The sequence below is a fragment of the Streptomyces sp. LX-29 genome (assembly GCF_029541745.1).
Classification (GTDB): Bacteria; Actinomycetota; Actinomycetes; order Streptomycetales; family Streptomycetaceae; genus Streptomyces.
The window spans coordinates 5,135,996-5,151,129 of sequence record NZ_CP089746.1; the positions used below are offsets into that span (position 1 = coordinate 5,135,996).

At 74.5% G+C, this 15,134-nt stretch carries 12 protein-coding genes and 2 pseudogenes; 9 read left to right on the forward strand and 5 right to left on the reverse strand.

All coding sequences use genetic code 11. From position 1 onward, the window contains the following. The first annotated feature begins 63 nt into the window (after window positions 1-63). Genes iolB through LRS74_RS22175 form a run of 3 tightly spaced genes read left to right on the forward strand, consistent with a single transcriptional unit; the run spans window position 64 to window position 4,421 of the window. The gene (gene iolB / locus LRS74_RS22165; RefSeq protein ID WP_277742642.1) at window positions 64-1,026 is read left to right on the forward strand and encodes a 5-deoxy-glucuronate isomerase; all 963 of its coding nucleotides are present in this window, start codon (window positions 64-66) and stop codon (window positions 1,024-1,026) included. Then, the gene (gene iolD, locus LRS74_RS22170; protein ID WP_277742643.1) at window positions 1,023-2,900 is read left to right on the forward strand and encodes a 3D-(3,5/4)-trihydroxycyclohexane-1,2-dione acylhydrolase (decyclizing); all 1,878 of its coding nucleotides are present in this window, start codon (window positions 1,023-1,025) and stop codon (window positions 2,898-2,900) included. The genes iolB and iolD overlap by 4 nt, the downstream gene beginning before the upstream one ends. 27 nt (window positions 2,901-2,927) lie before the next feature. After that, window positions 2,928-4,421 carry a CoA-acylating methylmalonate-semialdehyde dehydrogenase gene (locus LRS74_RS22175; RefSeq protein ID WP_277742644.1) on the forward strand — a complete coding sequence of 498 codons (1,494 nt, stop codon included), beginning with the start codon at window positions 2,928-2,930 and terminating at the stop codon, window positions 4,419-4,421. Window positions 4,422-4,500: 79 nt separating this feature from the next. Here LRS74_RS22175 and LRS74_RS22180 read toward each other — a convergent pair whose 3' ends face one another. Beyond that, complete coding sequence (locus LRS74_RS22180) at window positions 4,501-5,721, reverse strand: MFS transporter (protein WP_277742645.1); 1,221 nt, start codon at window positions 5,719-5,721, stop codon at window positions 4,501-4,503. Between the two features lie 64 nt (window positions 5,722-5,785). Here LRS74_RS22180 and LRS74_RS22185 point away from each other — a divergent pair. Together LRS74_RS22185 and LRS74_RS22190 are read left to right on the forward strand one after the other, a co-directional pair. Then, a pseudogene (locus LRS74_RS22185) lies at window positions 5,786-6,136 on the forward strand (MerR family transcriptional regulator); the annotation flags it as partial. 180 nt (window positions 6,137-6,316) lie between these two features. Continuing rightward, window positions 6,317-7,030: pseudogene (locus LRS74_RS22190) on the forward strand (FUSC family membrane protein); the annotation flags it as partial. A 17-nt stretch (window positions 7,031-7,047) separates the two neighbouring features. On the opposite strand, the gene LRS74_RS22195 reads toward LRS74_RS22190, so the two are convergent. Next, window positions 7,048-7,197 carry an Arc family DNA-binding protein gene (locus LRS74_RS22195; protein WP_277742646.1) on the reverse strand — a complete coding sequence of 50 codons (150 nt, stop codon included), beginning with the start codon at window positions 7,195-7,197 and terminating at the stop codon, window positions 7,048-7,050. 29 nt (window positions 7,198-7,226) lie between these two features. On the opposite strand from LRS74_RS22195, the gene LRS74_RS22200 reads away from it, so the two are divergent. Together LRS74_RS22200 and LRS74_RS22205 are read left to right on the forward strand one after the other, a co-directional pair. After that, complete coding sequence (locus tag LRS74_RS22200; RefSeq protein WP_277742647.1) at window positions 7,227-8,450, forward strand: transposase; 1,224 nt, start codon at window positions 7,227-7,229, stop codon at window positions 8,448-8,450. Window positions 8,451-8,501: 51 nt separating this feature from the next. Continuing rightward, window positions 8,502-9,467, forward strand: coding sequence for a LysR substrate-binding domain-containing protein (locus LRS74_RS22205; protein WP_277742648.1), 966 nt, complete (start codon window positions 8,502-8,504; stop codon window positions 9,465-9,467). 381 nt (window positions 9,468-9,848) lie between these two features. On the opposite strand, the gene crcB (LRS74_RS22210) is transcribed toward LRS74_RS22205, so the two are convergent. From crcB (LRS74_RS22210) to crcB (LRS74_RS22220), 3 genes are read right to left on the reverse strand one after another with little or no spacing between them, the layout of a single operon-like run. After that, window positions 9,849-10,223, reverse strand: coding sequence for a fluoride efflux transporter CrcB (gene crcB, locus LRS74_RS22210; RefSeq protein WP_277742649.1), 375 nt, complete (start codon window positions 10,221-10,223; stop codon window positions 9,849-9,851). Further along, a complete protein-coding gene (locus LRS74_RS22215) occupies window positions 10,220-10,576 on the reverse strand; it encodes a DUF190 domain-containing protein (protein WP_277742650.1) in 357 nt (118 codons plus the stop codon). Before LRS74_RS22215 ends, crcB (LRS74_RS22210) begins: the two co-directional genes overlap by 4 nt. Next, entirely contained in the window at window positions 10,560-11,012 is a 453-nt protein-coding gene (gene crcB / locus LRS74_RS22220) for a fluoride efflux transporter CrcB (RefSeq protein ID WP_277742651.1), read from the reverse strand. The genes LRS74_RS22215 and crcB (LRS74_RS22220) overlap by 17 nt, the downstream gene beginning before the upstream one ends. Before the next feature lie 270 nt (window positions 11,013-11,282). On the opposite strand from crcB (LRS74_RS22220), the gene LRS74_RS22225 reads away from it, so the two are divergent. Both LRS74_RS22225 and LRS74_RS22230 read left to right on the forward strand, forming a co-directional pair. After that, window positions 11,283-11,891, forward strand: a complete 609-nt coding sequence (locus LRS74_RS22225) for a TetR-like C-terminal domain-containing protein (protein ID WP_277742652.1) — start codon at window positions 11,283-11,285, stop codon at window positions 11,889-11,891. A 117-nt stretch (window positions 11,892-12,008) separates the two neighbouring features. Continuing rightward, on the forward strand, window positions 12,009-15,083 hold the full coding sequence (locus tag LRS74_RS22230; RefSeq protein ID WP_277742653.1) for a LuxR C-terminal-related transcriptional regulator: 3,075 nt from the start codon (window positions 12,009-12,011) through the stop codon (window positions 15,081-15,083). Window positions 15,084-15,134: the final 51 nt, after the last annotated feature.

Sequence of the window (15,134 nt, forward strand, 5' to 3'; positions counted from 1 at the left end):
CACCAGAGCCGCTCAGACGATTGCCCGCCCGTTGACCCACTTCGACCAGGGAAGACTCACCCCATGATCTCGACCACCCCGAACTCCCCCTCCGGCGCCTCCCGTGCCGAGTTCTGGCTCCCCGCCGGCAAGGCGGCCGTGGGCCCGTACGCCGTGGACATCGACCCCGCGCGGGCCGACTGGGGCTACTCCTCGCTGCGCGTCCTGGAGCTGCCGCCGGGCGGCGAGCACTCCTTCGCCACCGGCGACAGCGAGTGGATCGTGCTGCCGCTCCGCGGCGGCTGCACCGTCCGCGCCGCCGGGGAGCGCTTCGAACTCCACGGCCGCACCGACGTCTTCAGCGGCGTCACCGACTTCGCCTACGCGCCGCGCGACGCCGAGGTGCGCATCGACACCGCCACCGGCGGCCGGTTCGCGCTCACCGGCGCCCGCTGCGAGCGACGGCTGCCGGCGCGGTACGGACCGGCCTCGGGCGTCCCCGTGGAGCTGCGCGGCGCCGGGAGCTGCTCCCGACAGGTCAACAACTTCGCCGCGGCTGCCCCCGCCGGAGGCGGAGACCCGAGGAGCGGTTTCGAGTGCGACCGGCTCATCGCGGTCGAGGTGCTCACCCCCGGCGGCAACTGGTCCTCCTACCCGCCGCACAAGCACGACGAGTGCCGGCCGGGCGAGGAGAGCGAGCTGGAGGAGATCTACTACTTCGAGATCGCCGAGGCGCACGGCACCGAGGGCCTGGGCTACCAGCGCGTCTCGCCCTCCGGGCGCGGCCGCGGCACCGACGTCCTGGCCGAGGTGCGCAGCGGAGACACGGTGCTCATCCCCGACGGCTGGCACGGCCCGTCCATCGCCGCCCCCGGCCACGACATGTACTACCTCAACGTCATGGCCGGCCCCGGCCCGGAGCGCTCCTGGCTGATCTGCGACCACCCCGAGCACGCCTGGATCCGCGGCAGCTGGCCCGACCAGCCCGTCGACCCCCGACTGCCCCTCTACGACGCCCCCACCGCATCCACCGGAGACGCCCGATGACGACCCGACGGCTCACGGTCGCCCAGGCCCTGATCGCGTTCCTGTCCCACCAGTACACCGAGCGGGACGGCCGACGACACCGCCTGATCAACGCCTGCTGGGGCATCTTCGGCCACGGCAACGTGGCCGGCCTCGGCCAGGCGCTGCTGGAGTCCGGCCCGGACGCCATGCCCTACCTCCAGGGCCGCAACGAGCAGTCCATGGTGCACGCCGCCGTCGGCTACGCCCGCCAGCACAACCGGCTCGCCGCCCAGGCCGTCACCACCTCCATCGGCCCCGGCGCCACCAACCTGGTCACCGGAGCGGCGCTGGCCACCATCAACCGGCTGCCGGTGCTGCTGCTGCCCGGCGACACCTTCGCCACCCGCCCGGCCGAGCCGGTGCTCCAGCAGCTCGAAGTCCCCGCCGCGGGCGACGTCTCGGTCAACGACTGCCTGCGCCCGGTCTCCCGCTACTTCGACCGCGTGACCCGGCCCGAGGCGCTGATCCCCGCCGCGCTCCAGGCGATGCGTACCCTCGCCGACCCGGTGGACACCGGCGCCGTCACCCTCGCGCTGCCGCAGGACGTGCAGGCCGAGGCGTACGACTGGCCCGAGGAGTTCTTCGCCGACCGGGTCTGGCGGGTGCGCCGCCCGGCCCCGGACGCGGTCGAGTCGCAGCGGGCCGCCGCGGCCGTCCGCGCCGCCCGCCGACCGCTGATCGTCGCCGGCGGCGGAATCCACCACAGCGAGGCCGAGGAGGCGCTTCGCGCGCTGGTCGACGCCACCGGCATCCCGGTCGCCTCCACCCAGGCCGGCAAGGGCTCGCTGCGCCACGACCACCCCGCGGACATCGGCGGCATCGGCCACACCGGCACCGCGGTCGCCGACGAACTGGCCCGCACCGCCGACCTGGTCATCGGCGTCGGCACCCGCTACAGCGACTTCACCACCGCCTCCAACACCCTCTTCGCCGACCCCGGGGTGCGCTTCGTCAACCTCAACATCGCCGCCTTCGACGCGCACAAGCTGAGCGCCCTCCCGCTGGTCGCCGACGCCCGCGCCGGCCTCGAAGCGCTGACCGCCGCGCTGGCCGGACACCGGGTGGCGGCGGAGTACGAGGCCGAGTACGGCGCCGGCAAGGCCGACTGGGAGCGGCGGGTGGACGCCGCCTACGCCGCCGCGGACGACTCCGCCCGGCCCTCGCAGACCCAGGTGCTGGGCGCGCTGGACGCCCTCGTCGACGACAGCGACGTGGTGATCAACGCAGCCGGCTCGCTCCCCGGCGACCTGCACAAGCTGTGGCGGGCCCGCTCGCCGCGCCAGTACCACCTGGAGTACGGCTACTCCTGCATGGGCTACGAGATCCCCGCCGCCATCGGCGTGAAGCTGGCCGCGCCGGAGCGGCCGGTGTGGGCGCTGGTCGGCGACGGCACCTATCTGATGATGCCGACCGAGCTGGTCACCGCGGTCCAGGAGGGCGTGAACATCAACGTCGTCCTGGTCCAGAACCACGGCTACGCCTCCATCGGTGGCCTCTCCGAGCAGACCGGCGGCGAGCGCTTCGGCACCGCCTACCGCTACCGGGCGGCCGACGGCACCTACACCGGGGACCCGCTCCCGGTCGACCTGGCCGCCAACGCCGCCTCCCTGGGCATGGACGTGATCCGTGCCGCCACCGTGGGCGAGCTGCGCGCGGCACTGGCCACCGCCCGGGCCTCCGACCGTCCCACATGTGTCTATGTGGAGACCGAAACGACCGACACAGTGCCGGGCGCGCCCGGCGCCCAGGCGTGGTGGGATGTTCCGGTCGCCGAGGCCGCGACCCGCCCGGCCGCCGTCAAGGCGCGCGAGGAGTACGACCGCCAAGCAGCCGCCCGCCGTCGCTATCTCTGACTCCTTCGAAGGAAAGGTTCCACTGAGATGAAGACCGTCAACCACTGGATCGGTGGCAAGCCCGTCGAGGGCGCGTCCGGCAACTTCGGTCCGGTCTACGACCCGGCGACCGGTACCCAGCCCACCCGGGTGGCGCTGGCCTCCGTGGACGAGGTGGACGCTGCCGTCGCCGACGCCAAGGAGGCGTTCCGGAGCTGGGGCCAGGTCTCCCTGGCCAAGCGCACCGCCATCCTCTACAAGTACCGCGAGCTGCTCGACGCGCACCGCGACGAGATCGCCTCGCTGATCACCGCCGAGCACGGCAAGGTGCACTCCGACGCGCTGGGCGAGGTGGCGCGCGGCCTGGAGATCGTCGAGCTGGCCTGCGGCATCGCCCACAAGCTCAAGGGCGAGCTGTCCACCGAGGTCTCCACCGGGGTGGACGTCTCCTCGATCCGCCAGCCGCTCGGCGTCGTCGCGGGCATCACGCCGTTCAACTTCCCGGCCATGGTGCCGCTGTGGATGTTCCCGGTCGCCATCGCCTGCGGCAACACCTTCGTGCTCAAGCCCAGCGAGAAGGACCCCTCGGCCTCCTACCGGCTGGCCGAGCTGGCCGCCGAGGCGGGCCTGCCGGCCGGCGTGCTCAACATCGTCCAGGGCGACAAGGTCGCGGTGGACCGCCTGCTGGAGCACCCGGACATCGCCGCGGTCAGCTTCGTCGGCTCCACCCCGATCGCCCGCTACATCCAGTCCAAGGCCGTGGAGCACGGCAAGCGGGTGCAGGCGCTGGGCGGCGCCAAGAACCACATGCTGGTCCTGCCCGACGCCGACCTGGACTTCGCCGCGGACAACGCGATCAACGCGGCCTACGGCTCGGCGGGCGAGCGCTGCATGGCGGTCTCGGTCGTGGTCGCCGTCGGCGACACCGGCGACGAGCTGGTGAAGAAGATCGCCGAGCGGGCCGCTGGGCTGCGCATCGGCCCCGGCACCGATCCGTCCTCCGAGATGGGCCCGCTGATCACCCGTGAGCACCGGGACAAGGTCGCCTCGTATGTGCACGGCGCGGCCGCGCAGGGCGCCGAGGTCGTGGTGGACGGCACCGGCTACAGCGTGGAGGGGCATGAGGACGGCTTCTTCATCGGCGTCTCGCTGCTGGACAAGGTGCCGGTGACCGCCGACGCCTACCAGGACGAGATCTTCGGCCCGGTGCTGTGCGTGGTCCGCGCCGAGACATACGAGGAGGCCATCGAGCTGATCAACAGCTCGAGGTGGGGCAACGGCACCGCCGTCTTCACCCGGGACGGTGGCGCGGCCCGCCGCTTCCAGCTGGACGTCGAGGCCGGCATGGTCGGCGTCAACGTGCCGATCCCGGTGCCGGTGGGCTACCACTCCTTCGGCGGCTGGAAGGAGTCGCTCTTCGGCGACCACCACATCTACGGCAACGACGGCGTGCACTTCTACACCCGCGGGAAGGTCATCACCACCCGCTGGCCCGACCCCAGCGACGGCGGCATCAACCTGGGCTTCCCCAGGAACCACTGATCCGCCGACGACCGGTGGGCGGGGCCGTCGCGGCTCCGCCCACCGGTCGCGTGCTTCGGGTCGGTGCCCGCGGGGTGTCTCATCCGGTCGTGGTCGGCCGCCGGGCCGGGAAGCCGTGGGTGCGGGCGGTGCCGACCACGAACAGCACCGGGACCAGCAGGGCCAGCAGACTCCAGGGGAAGGAGACGGCGCCGAAGCGGTCCAGGAGCAGTCCGCCGGCCACGCCGCCGCCGGCCATGGCCGCGTTCCAGAGGGTGACGAGCATGGCCTGCGCGGCGTCCGCGGAGTCGCCGGCCGCGTCGCCCGCGGCGGTCTGCAGCAGGGTCGGGACGCCGCCCCAGCCGAGGCCCCAGAGGGCGACCGCGAGATAGACCAGGGCCGGACTGTCGGCCGGGACCGCCAGCAGGGCGGCGGCGCCGGCGACCAGGAGGGCGCTGCCGAGGGTGAGGGCCCGCAGCCGGCGGTGGATGTGGGCCCCGGTGATCCCGATGCCGGCCAGCGAGGCACCGCCGAAGACCAGCAGCACCAGGTCGGTGGAGCCGGCCATGCCGACGTGGTCGAGGAAGGTGGCGACGTAGGCGTAGAGGATGGTGTGGGCGAGGACGAAGACCAGGGTGACGAAGAGGACCGGGGTCACCCCGGGCACGCGCAGCGCCCGCAGCATGGAGGCGCGGGCCGCCGGCCGCTGACCGGGGTGGTCCGGGACGGTCGCGGCGATCCAGCCGAGCAGGGCGAGGGTGAGGGCGGTCATCAGCCAGAAGGCGGCCTGCCAGCTGAGGGCCTTGCCCAGGAAGGTGCCGGCCGGCACGCCCAGCGACAGGGCGACCGGGATGCCGGCCATCGCGATGGCGATCGCCCTGCCCTGGAGGTGGGCGGGGGCCAGACGGCGCGCGTACCCGGCCAGCAGCGCCCAGGCCAGACCCGCGGCCACGCCGGCGAGGAACCGGGCAGCCATGGTGAGGGGGTAGCTCACCGAGACCGCCGTGACCGTGTTGGCGACGGCGAACCCGGCCATGGCCGCCAGCAGCAGCCGCTTGCGCCGCCAGCCCGCGGTGGCCGCGGTCAGCGGGATCGCCGTGAGCGCCGTCCCGACGGCGTAGACGGTGATGGTCTGCCCGGTCGCGGACTCGCCGACCCCGAGGTCCTCGCTCATCGCGGGCAGCAGCCCGGCGGGCAGGGTCTCGGTGAGGCTGGTGAGGAAGACGGCCGTGGCCAGCGCCAGCAGGGCCGCCATGGGCAGCCCGGGAGCGGGGGCGGGACGGTCGGGGACAACTGCGCGGGGCGCGGTGTGAGTTCGCATGCCCGTATGCTCAAACCATCACACTGATGTGAAGGTCAACCTGACGGGCTGTGAGGGCGATCACATGCGTATCGGAGAGCTGTCGGAGCGCACCGGCACCCCCCGCCGGCTGCTGCGCTACTACGAGGAGCAGGGGCTGATCATCCCCGATCGCTGCGCCAACGGCTACCGCTCCTACGACGAGCGGCTGGTGGACCGGGTGCTCCAGATCAGGGGGCTGCTGGACGCCGGGCTGCCGACCCGGATCATCAAGCAGATCCTGCCCTGCCTGGACAAGCCCAGGGCCATCCACTTCCCCGACGCGACACCGGAGATGCTCGCCACGCTGGAGCACGAGCGCGACCGGATGACCCGACACATCGCCTGCCTGGTCCGCAACCGGGACGCCATCTCCGAGTACCTCGACGCGGTGCGCGGAGACGTCGACGCGGCCACGGCCCAGGACGGCCCCGGCGCCGTCGCGGCCGACGACGACCCCGCGGCGCCCGCTCGCCCGGCGGTCCCTCCGGCCGCCCGCCCGGTCGACCGCTCGGGTGAGCTCTCCGCCGTCGGCGTCCCCGGCTGATCCCGCGATCAAGGTCGTACGCTCTGCAGTATGACCTGGTCACGAGCGCTCAAGGAGACGGCTCGATCCGGGCTGACCGTCGAACGGGCGAGCCTCGAACCGCTGGTGGCGGTGCGCGGCGCCGTCGGGGTGGCCCTGATCGTCGGGCTCACCCTGTGGCTGGGCTCGCCGTCGCTGGCCGCCTCCTCCGCGTTCGGGGCGTTCTCCTCGGGGCTGGCGACCTTCCAGCGCAGCTGGCGCCCGCGGCCGGCGCTGGCGCTGGGGGCCGGGGCGGGGCTCGCGGTCGGCACCTTCCTGGGCTACCTCGCGGCCGCGCACACCGCCACCTTCGTGGTCATGCTGGTCGCCTGGACCCTGCTGACCGGGATGGCCTGGGCGGTCGGCCCGGTGTCCGGGCTGGTCGCCACCCAGATGGTGGCCGTGATGCTGGTGACCGTCACGCTGCCGACCTCGGTGCCCGGAGCCCTGGAGCACACGGCGCTGATCGCCCTCGGCGGCGTGGTGCAGGCGGCGCTCATCGTGCTCTTCCCGGTGCGGCCGTGGGGCGCGCAGCGCGACGCGCTGGCGGACGCCCTCGCCGGGGTGGCGGACTACGCCCGCCGGCTGCGCGCGGACCCGGTGGCCCCCTTCGACCCGCAGCCGCTGATGGCCGCGCGCAGCGCCGCCGCGATGACCCCGCGTCAGGCCCGGGGGCGCCCGTCCGAGCTGCACGGCTTCCGGGGGCTGGCCGAGCAGATCCGCCCGAATCGCCGTCAGGGTGATTAGTCGTCCGCTGGAGTGTTGCCGCGCCCGACCTCAAGCCGGTGAAGGATCTCGGAGTTGAGTGACCTGCGGGCGACCCTCGCCTCGGAGGTCAGCCACGTGTGGAGGTCTGCGGGCAGTCGAAGAGTGATGCGTACCTCGTGATCCATGAACCCAACTGTAGTAGTAGAATGGTGGTATGACGACACCACGGTTATCGGAGGGCGCTGGGCATGCCCGGTACACCTACCGGGTCCGTGTGTCGTCGACCGCTCGCACGGCGTTGCTCGCCGAGTGGGGCCGGTGTCGGTGGGTGTGGAACGAATGCGTCGCCAAGTCCGGCGCCGTGCACGCCCACAACCGTGCGCATCCGGACTCCAAGCTGGCCTGCGGTCCTGCACAGCTCGACAAGATGCTGACCGAGGCCCGCGCGAGGACGCCGTGGCTCCGCGACGGGGCGAGCGTCCCGCAACAGCAGACGATCCGGGACTTCGCCAAGTCCCGTTCCAAGGCGCTGAAGGACATTGGGAAGCGTCTGCCGGTGAAGCGGCGCGCGGGCATGCCGCGTCACAAGAAGAAGCGCGAAGCGGACCCGACGCTGAACTACACCACCCGAGGGTTCCGGCTGAAGGACGGACGCCTGCACCTCGCCGGGAACATCGCCCTGACCGTGGTGTGGTCCCGCGAACTGCCCGCCGCGCCGTCGAGCGTGCGCGTGTACCGGGACAGTGTCGGGCACTGGTACGCGTCGTTCGTCGTCGCCACCCAGGTGCAGCCACTCGCAGCGACGGGCGCCGTCCTCGGCGTGGACTGGGGCGTCAAGGAAACCGCCACCACCACATCCGACGACCACGACCTCCGCCATGCCCAGCACGGCAAGCGCGCGGCGCAGCGCCTCGCGCGCTATCAGCGGATGATGGCCCGGCGTCGCCCCGCCAGGGGGCAGGCGGCATCCAAGGGCTACCGCAAGGCGCAGGCGCAGGCAGCCAAGCTGTACAAGAAGGTGGCGCGACAGCGCGAGGACACCGCCCGCAAGTGGGCGAAGAAGGTCGTCCGTGACCACGACGCCATCGCAGTGGAGGACTTCCGGCCCACGTTCCTCGCGAAGACCACCATGGCCCGCAAGGCGGCAGACGCCGCCATCGGCGCCACCAAGCAGGCCCTGATCGAGATGGGCCGCAAGCACGGGCGGGACATCCGCCTCGTGCATCCCGCGCACACCACCATGGACTGCGCATCGTGCGGAGCGAGAACCAAGCACGCACTTCCTCTGTCGAAACGTACCTACACCTGCACCACGTGCGGAGCCGACTCCCCCAGGGATAAGAACTCCGCACGCGTGATGCTCGCCCGGGCTGGTCTCATCCCGGCTGGCGTCGAGGGCACAAGACCTCGGGGAGCGCTGCTCCCGGAGGCAGCCTGAGCCAGGAATCCCCTCCCTTCAGGGAGGGGAGGAAGTCAATATGATGCCGGCGTGCAACTGCATCAGCTCCGCTACTTCACGGCCGTCGCGGACACCCGGCACTTCACCCGCGCGGCCGAGCGGCTGCACGTCGCGCAACCCTCGCTGTCCCAGCAGATCCGGGTGCTGGAGCGGGAGCTGGGGGCCGAGCTGTTCCACCGGGTCCGGGGCAACATCGCGCTGACGGACGCCGGGGAGGCGCTGCTGCCGCTCGCCCGACAGATCCTGGCCGACACCGAGACCGCCCGCCGCGAGGTGCAGGAGGTCGCCCAACTGCGCCGGGGACGGGTGCGGCTCGGGGCGCCGCCGAGCCTGTGCGCCAGCCTCGTCCCCGATGTGCTGCGCGCCTTCCACGCCCGCTACCCGGGGATCGAGCTCCTCATCGACGAGGGGGGCTCACAGGACCTGGTGCGCACCCTGGCGGCGGGCGAACTGGACCTGGCGCTGATCATCACACCGCTGGCGGCCGGCGCGCCGCCGCTGGCGACCACCGAAGTGCTGCACGAGGACCTGGTGGTGGTCTCCGCGCCCTCCGACCCGGCGCCGGTGTCCGGCCGCCGGATCCGGGTGGCCGACCTGCGGGACCGACCGCTGGTGATGTTCCGGCGCGGCTACGACCTGCGGGAGTTCACCACCGCCGCCTGCCACGGCGCGGGCTTCGTGCCGGACTTCACGGTGGAGGGCGGCGAGATGGACGCCGTCCTCGGCTTCGTCCGCGCAGGGCTCGGGCTGGCCGTGGTGCCCGGCATGGTGGCCGCCCGCTCGGGGCTGCGGGTCACCCCCTTCGCGGCGCAGGAGGGCATGCGCCGCACCATCGCGGTCGCCCACCGCAAGGACGTCGCCCCGCCGCGCGCCGCACGGGAGCTGCGACGGGTGCTGATGGAGCATCTGGCGGAGTCCGACGCCGGGGAGTCGGCCGTCGGGGACTCGGAGGCCGGGGAGTCCCCAGGGCCGAAGACGTCGGAGCCGGGTTCCTAACCGACCCGCGGGCGCGCCCGCGCCGAACATGCCGCGCGGACCCCGGGCCGCACGTCACCCCGCGCGGGCGCCGGCTCCTGGCCGGTCGGGCCGGGGGTGTGCGCCCCCCCCACCGCGCGGGCGCCGGCTCCTGGCCGGTCGGACCCGGCGTGTCAGCCCTACGCGGCGCGGGTCCCGGCCTGTAGTCGGTCGGATCGGGGGTGTCAGCCCTACCCGGCGCTGGCCCCGGCCTCTGGCCGGTCGGGCTGGCCCGGCCCCTGGCCGGTCGGGCCGGGGGTGTCAGCCCCAGACCGCGGGGGCCCCGGCCCCTGGCGGGTCGGAGCCGGGGCGTCAGCCCCACGCCGCGCGGGCCCCGGCCCGTAGCCGGTCGGGCCCGGGGCGTCAGCCCCAGACCGTGTGGGCCAGCGCCCCGCCCGCGAAGGCGGCGGCCAGGCCCGCCGCCACGCTCGCCACGACGTTGACGAGGGCGTGCAGCCGGGCGCCGCTCTCGGCCAGGCGCAGCGTCTCGTAGGAGAAGGTGGAGTAGGTCGTCAGCGCGCCGCACAGGCCGGTGCCGAGCAGCAGCTGGGTGCGGGAGCCGACGGCGCCCGCGGCCACCGCGCCGGTGAGCGCGCCCAGGATCAGACAGCCCACCACGTTGACGACGAAGGTGCCCCAGGGGAAGAGCGAGTCGTGGCGGCGGTTCACCGCGCGGTCGGCCAGATAGCGCAGCGGGGCACCGACCATGCCGCCCGCCACGACCAGGAGCCAGTTCACCGGCCGGCCCCCGGGGTCTCGACCTCGTCGCCGGGCTCCAGCACCTCGACCTCGTCGAGGGTGACGAGTCCCTCGTCCACGAGCTCGTCCAGCTGCGGAAGGAAGGCCCGCACGCGCTCCGCGGCGTCCACGATCACGACCGCCACCGGGAGGTCCTCGCTGAGCGACAGCAGCCGGCCGGTGTGGATCACGGACGCGGCGCCGAAGCCCTCGACGCCGCGGAACACGCTGGCCCCGGCGAGCCCGGCCCGGTGGGCGCGGCGCACGATCTCGGCGTAGCGCGGCCGGTGGTGCCAGGTGTCGCGCTCGCCGAGGTAGACCGTCAGCCGCAGCGCCCTACCGCACGACCTCACGCTCCGGCACCTCCTCCACCGCGGGGTGCCGGTAGCGCCACCGGTCCACCGTGAGTCGTCGGGTCGCCGTCGCCGCCAGCCAGACCGCGGTGAGCGCCGTCACCAGCGTGGCCAGGAGGTAGGCCGCCGCGGTCGGGGCGCGGCCGTGCTCGAGGAGCCCCCGGATCTCCACGGCGTAGCTGGAGAAGGTGGTGAACCCGCCGAGGACGCCGGTGCCGAGGAAGGGGCGGACCAGCGGATGGGCGGGGCGGGCCTCGGTGATCAGAACCAGCAGCACGCCGATCGCGGCGCAGCCGACGGTGTTGATCGCGAAGGTGGTCCAGGGGAAGCCGTCCTGCGGGGTCGGCCAGGCCAGTCCGGCCGCGTAACGCGCCGCCGCGCCGATGCCGCCGCCGACCGCCACCGCGGCCACGATGGGGGACTGTGCCGTTGCCATGCCGTGCTCTGCCTCGCCCGCGCCGTTCCTCGTCCATGTCGTCCATGCCGTCCCGGTGGGCCCCGGTGTGCCCGGGTACGGTCCCGCCGCGGCGCCGCGCCCCGTCCCGCGTGCGGTGCCCCGGTCCGCCGCGGTCGTCCCGTCACGGCGCGTACCGGCTGCTGTCAGGCTAGCGCCGAGCCCCGCGCACCGCCGGACGAGGTCGTATTGTGTGAGGCAACTGTGGCGCAATCTGCCCCACAGTACGGGTTCACGTGGGGAGTGTGGAGCATGGTGAAGGGCGGCACGAAGGAGACGCGTGCGGCGGGGCGCGCGCTGGACCCGCGGGCGGAGCGCAGTCGTGCGGCGGCCCTGGCGGCCGCCAGTGACCTGCTGATCGAGCACGGCTGGTCCGGCGTGACGCATGTGTCCGTCGCCTCCCGCAGCGGGGTGGGTCGGACGACGCTGTACCGGCACTGGCCGGAGTCCGCGATGCTCATCCAGGAGCTGCTGGCCGAGCTGTTCGAGGTCGAACGGCCGGTGCGGACCGACGACCTGCGCGAGGACCTGATCCGCGAGCTCCAGGCGTTCCTCGCGGTGCTGCTCAACCCCAAGTCGGAGCGGGCGCTCCGGGTCATCATCGACCAGGCGCCGCTGGATCCGCGGTACGCGGAGGTGTTGGCGTCGTGCAGCCGGAAGGGGACCGACGGGCTGCGCGCGATCGTGGACGACGCCAAGGCCGCCGGCGGGCTGTCGGGCGGTCTCGACACGGACGTGGCGATCGATCTGCTGCTGGGGCCGCTGACCTTCCGTCGGCTTATCTCGGGCCATGGATTCGCCGAGCGATACGTCCCCGACCTGGTCGACGGCTTCCTGGCGGCGCACGCCCGACGATCTTGATCGGTTCTTCAGCGGCCCACCAGTGGGGCACGATGTGCCGCACAAATCCTTGGCTTCACGATCTATGAAACACCCTGTTCCGCGAGGGGGGTCGCGGATGGTGACGGGAGGGATTTCGTGAGCCAGCTCATGGACCGTGGTGTCCGCGAGGAGGACACACGGAGAACGGGGGGCCCGATACCGCGGGACGTGCGGCTGCGCGTCCCGCGCGGGGACCGGCTCCATGGAAGGGACGCCGAACTCGCCGAACTCGCCCGGATGCTGAGCGATCCGGGCATCCGGCTGCTGACGGTCACCGGGCCGGCGGGGGTGGGCAAGAGCGCACTGGCCCGCTTCGCGCTGGGCGGCGGGGCGGCCTACGGGGGCGCGACGCCGTTCGGGGACACGACCGCGTACGGGGACAGCACCTCGTACGGGCGCACGGCCTCGGACGAGGGCGCGACGTCGTACGGGCGCACGACCTCGTCCGAGGAGGCGACCCCGTACGCGAGCCCGGCGGTCCGCGGCGGCACGACGCCCGGCCCGGGACCGGCCGCCCCCGGGGATACGACCTCGTACGGCGGCGGGGCCGGGGCCGGGGACGCGGCGGCGCGCCGCGCCGAAGCCGCGCGGGACGCGACCGCGGTCTCGCTCCCGCTGCCCTTCCCCGGGCCGTACCCCTTCCTCGGGTTCCTCGGGCATCCTCCGCTGCTTGAGCGGGTCCCGGCCCCGCGCCGGGCCGCCGGCCCCGGGCCGGCCCCGGGCGCCGTCGTCGTCGGCGTGGACCTGGCCTCGACCGGTAGCCGCGGCACCGCCTGGCGCGCGGTGGCCGCCGCCCTGGGCGCGCCGGGGCGGCCCGTCGCCGACGCCCCGGTCGACGCGCTGCCGGAGCTGATCGGGGCCCACCTCGGCGACCGCGAGGTGCTGCTCGTGCTGGACAACGGCGACCTGGTGGCGTCGCGGCTGCCCGGCGACATCGCCGCCCTGCTGCGTCGCTGCCCGCGGCTGCGCATCCTGCTCACCAGCCGCTCCTCCCTGGACGTCTCCGCGGAACACCTCTTCCCGGTGACGCCGCTGCCCGTGGGGCCGCGTGGTGGCGCGCCGCTGGACTCGGTGGCGGTGCGGCTGTTCGTGGACCGGGTCGGCGCGCACTACCGCCGCGACGTCCTCCAGCCGACGGAGCTGCGGAACATCGCCGAGATCTGCGCCGAGCTGGACGGGCTGCCGCTCGCCATCGAGGTGACCGCGCGGGCCGTGGGCACGGTCGGCACCGGCGCGCTGCTCGCGGCGCTGCGGCGCGGCGAGTACCCGTACCACGGCCGGCTGCTCGACGTCCCGACCCGGCACCAGTCCGTGCCCGGCGCGCTCTCCTGGGGCGACCGGGCGCTGAGCGGCGAGGAGAGGTCCCTGCTGCGGCGGCTGGCGGTCTGCGAGGTCGCCATCGACCTGCTGACCGTGCAGCGCCTGGGCGGCCTCAGCCGGATGCAGGCCGCGCGCCGGCTCGACTCCCTCGTCCGCAGGAGCCTGCTGGTGAGCGCCAAGCGGGAGGGCGGCGATCCGGAGTTCCGGATGCTCACCGCCGTCCGCAGCTACTACCGCAGACAGCTCGCGCAGAGCCCGCAGGAGGCGGCCGAGGCGTACCGTCGTCACGCCGAGCACTACGCGAAGCTCGCCGGCGCCGCAGAACAGGGGCTGCGCGACACCGAGGAGCGGGCCCGCTGGCTGGCCGCGGTGCCCACCCGGCTCTCCGATCTGCGCGTCGCCGTCACCCGGCTCCAGGCCGCCGGCCGGCATGCCACCGCCCTTCGCACCCTCCTCAGCCTCGAAGCCGCGCTCGCGGTCCACGACGCCCTGCCGATGGCGGCCGAGCTGCTGGAGCGCTCCGTCGCGGCCATGGAGGCGGAGGGGGCCGCGCGCGACGGCGGCGTGCTCGCCGACGCGCTCAGGGTGTCCGCCGGCTGGGCGTTGGCGGCGGACGACCGCCCGCGGGCGGCGGCCCTGCTCAGCCGGGCCGCCGCGCTGTACGAGCGGGCGGGCGACCCGGTCGGCGTCGCCCAGACGGGCGTCCTCGCCGCCGAACTGGCCCGGCGGCTCGGGGACACCGAGACCGCCCAGGCGCGGGCGCTGTCCGCCGTCGCGGCGGCGGAGACCCGCCGGGACGTGCGCGGCGCGGCCGCCGCCCGGCGGGTGCTGGCCCTCGCGCGGGCCGACCGGGGCGCGGCGGACGCCGAGGAGCCGTTGTCGCGCGCCCTGGACGAACTGCGCTCCCTCCGGGACCCGCACGCCACCGCGCTCGCCCTCATCGACCTGGCGCGGGTCAGGTCGGCCCTCGGCCGCGGCGCCCCGGCCCGCGCCGCGGTCCGGGAGGCGATGGAGCTGCTCCTGTTGCACGGTGGCAGCCCCGCCGAGGTGGTGCTGGCGCTGGAGATCGCCGTCCGCACGGCGCCGGGCGGAGGCGGCGTCGAGCGACGGCATGTCCAGCGGGTGACCGCCCTGGTCCGGGCGCTGCGCGAGCGGTACGCGCTGCCCGGCGACGGCCTGGCGGACGACGGAACCGGCCCGGACGGCGTCGGCCGGACCGGCGGCCCGGCCCGGGGAATGGTGCCGGAGGCGCCGCGCGCCGCCGGTCGCGTGCCGGCACCGCGTACGCCGGACCGCGCGGGGCCGCCGCCCCCGGTCGAACCCCGGGAGACCTCGGGCGGGAACGGCCCCGCCGAGCCCCCGACCGGGTTCGGCGGCGCGAAGGCCCCGACGGGGTTCGGCGGCGCGAAGGGCCCGGACGGGTCCCGCCGTGCCGAGGCGTCGGTGGGGTCCGGCCGCGCGGAGGGGGAGCGCGCCGGCGACGCCGCGCGGGCGGCGGCCCCGCCCGCCACCGCGGCCGCGGAGCCGGGGGACCCCGCAGGTCACGCCGCCGAACCGGTCGACTGCCCCTCCCTCCAGTCGGCGCTGACCATCGCCCTGTCCACGCCGCCGCCCGCCCCCGACCCGGCGCCGGAGCGGGAGGGCGGCGAGGACCCGCGGCTGGCCGGGCTCACCCCGCGGCAGCACCAGATCGCCGAGCTGGTGGCGGAGGGGATGACGAACCGGCAGATCGCGCGGGCGCTGGAGCTGTCGGAGTGGACGGTGGTCAACCATCTGCGGCAGGTGATGACCAAGCTGGAGTGCCCGTCCCGGGTGCACGTCACCCGGATCGTGCAGCGCAGCGCCGGCTGAGACCGTCGGCCGGGGGCACGACACACGTCGGCCGCGCGGGGTCACCCCGCG

What these genes read in the sequence shown, in the direction of transcription:
- iolB (WP_277742642.1), top strand. Translation starts at nt 64, where the DNA reads ATGATCTCGACCACCCCGAACTCCCCCTCCGGCGCCTCCCGTGCCGAG.
- iolD (WP_277742643.1), top strand. Translation starts at nt 1,023, where the DNA reads ATGACGACCCGACGGCTCACGGTCGCCCAGGCCCTGATCGCGTTCCTG.
- LRS74_RS22175 (WP_277742644.1), top strand. Translation starts at nt 2,928, where the DNA reads ATGAAGACCGTCAACCACTGGATCGGTGGCAAGCCCGTCGAGGGCGCG.
- LRS74_RS22180 (WP_277742645.1), bottom strand. Translation starts at nt 5,721, where the DNA reads ATGCGAACTCACACCGCGCCCCGCGCAGTTGTCCCCGACCGTCCCGCC.
- LRS74_RS22195 (WP_277742646.1), bottom strand. Translation starts at nt 7,197, where the DNA reads ATGGATCACGAGGTACGCATCACTCTTCGACTGCCCGCAGACCTCCAC.
- LRS74_RS22200 (WP_277742647.1), top strand. Translation starts at nt 7,227, where the DNA reads ATGACGACACCACGGTTATCGGAGGGCGCTGGGCATGCCCGGTACACC.
- crcB (WP_277742651.1), bottom strand. Translation starts at nt 11,012, where the DNA reads ATGGCAACGGCACAGTCCCCCATCGTGGCCGCGGTGGCGGTCGGCGGC.
- LRS74_RS22225 (WP_277742652.1), top strand. Translation starts at nt 11,283, where the DNA reads ATGGTGAAGGGCGGCACGAAGGAGACGCGTGCGGCGGGGCGCGCGCTG.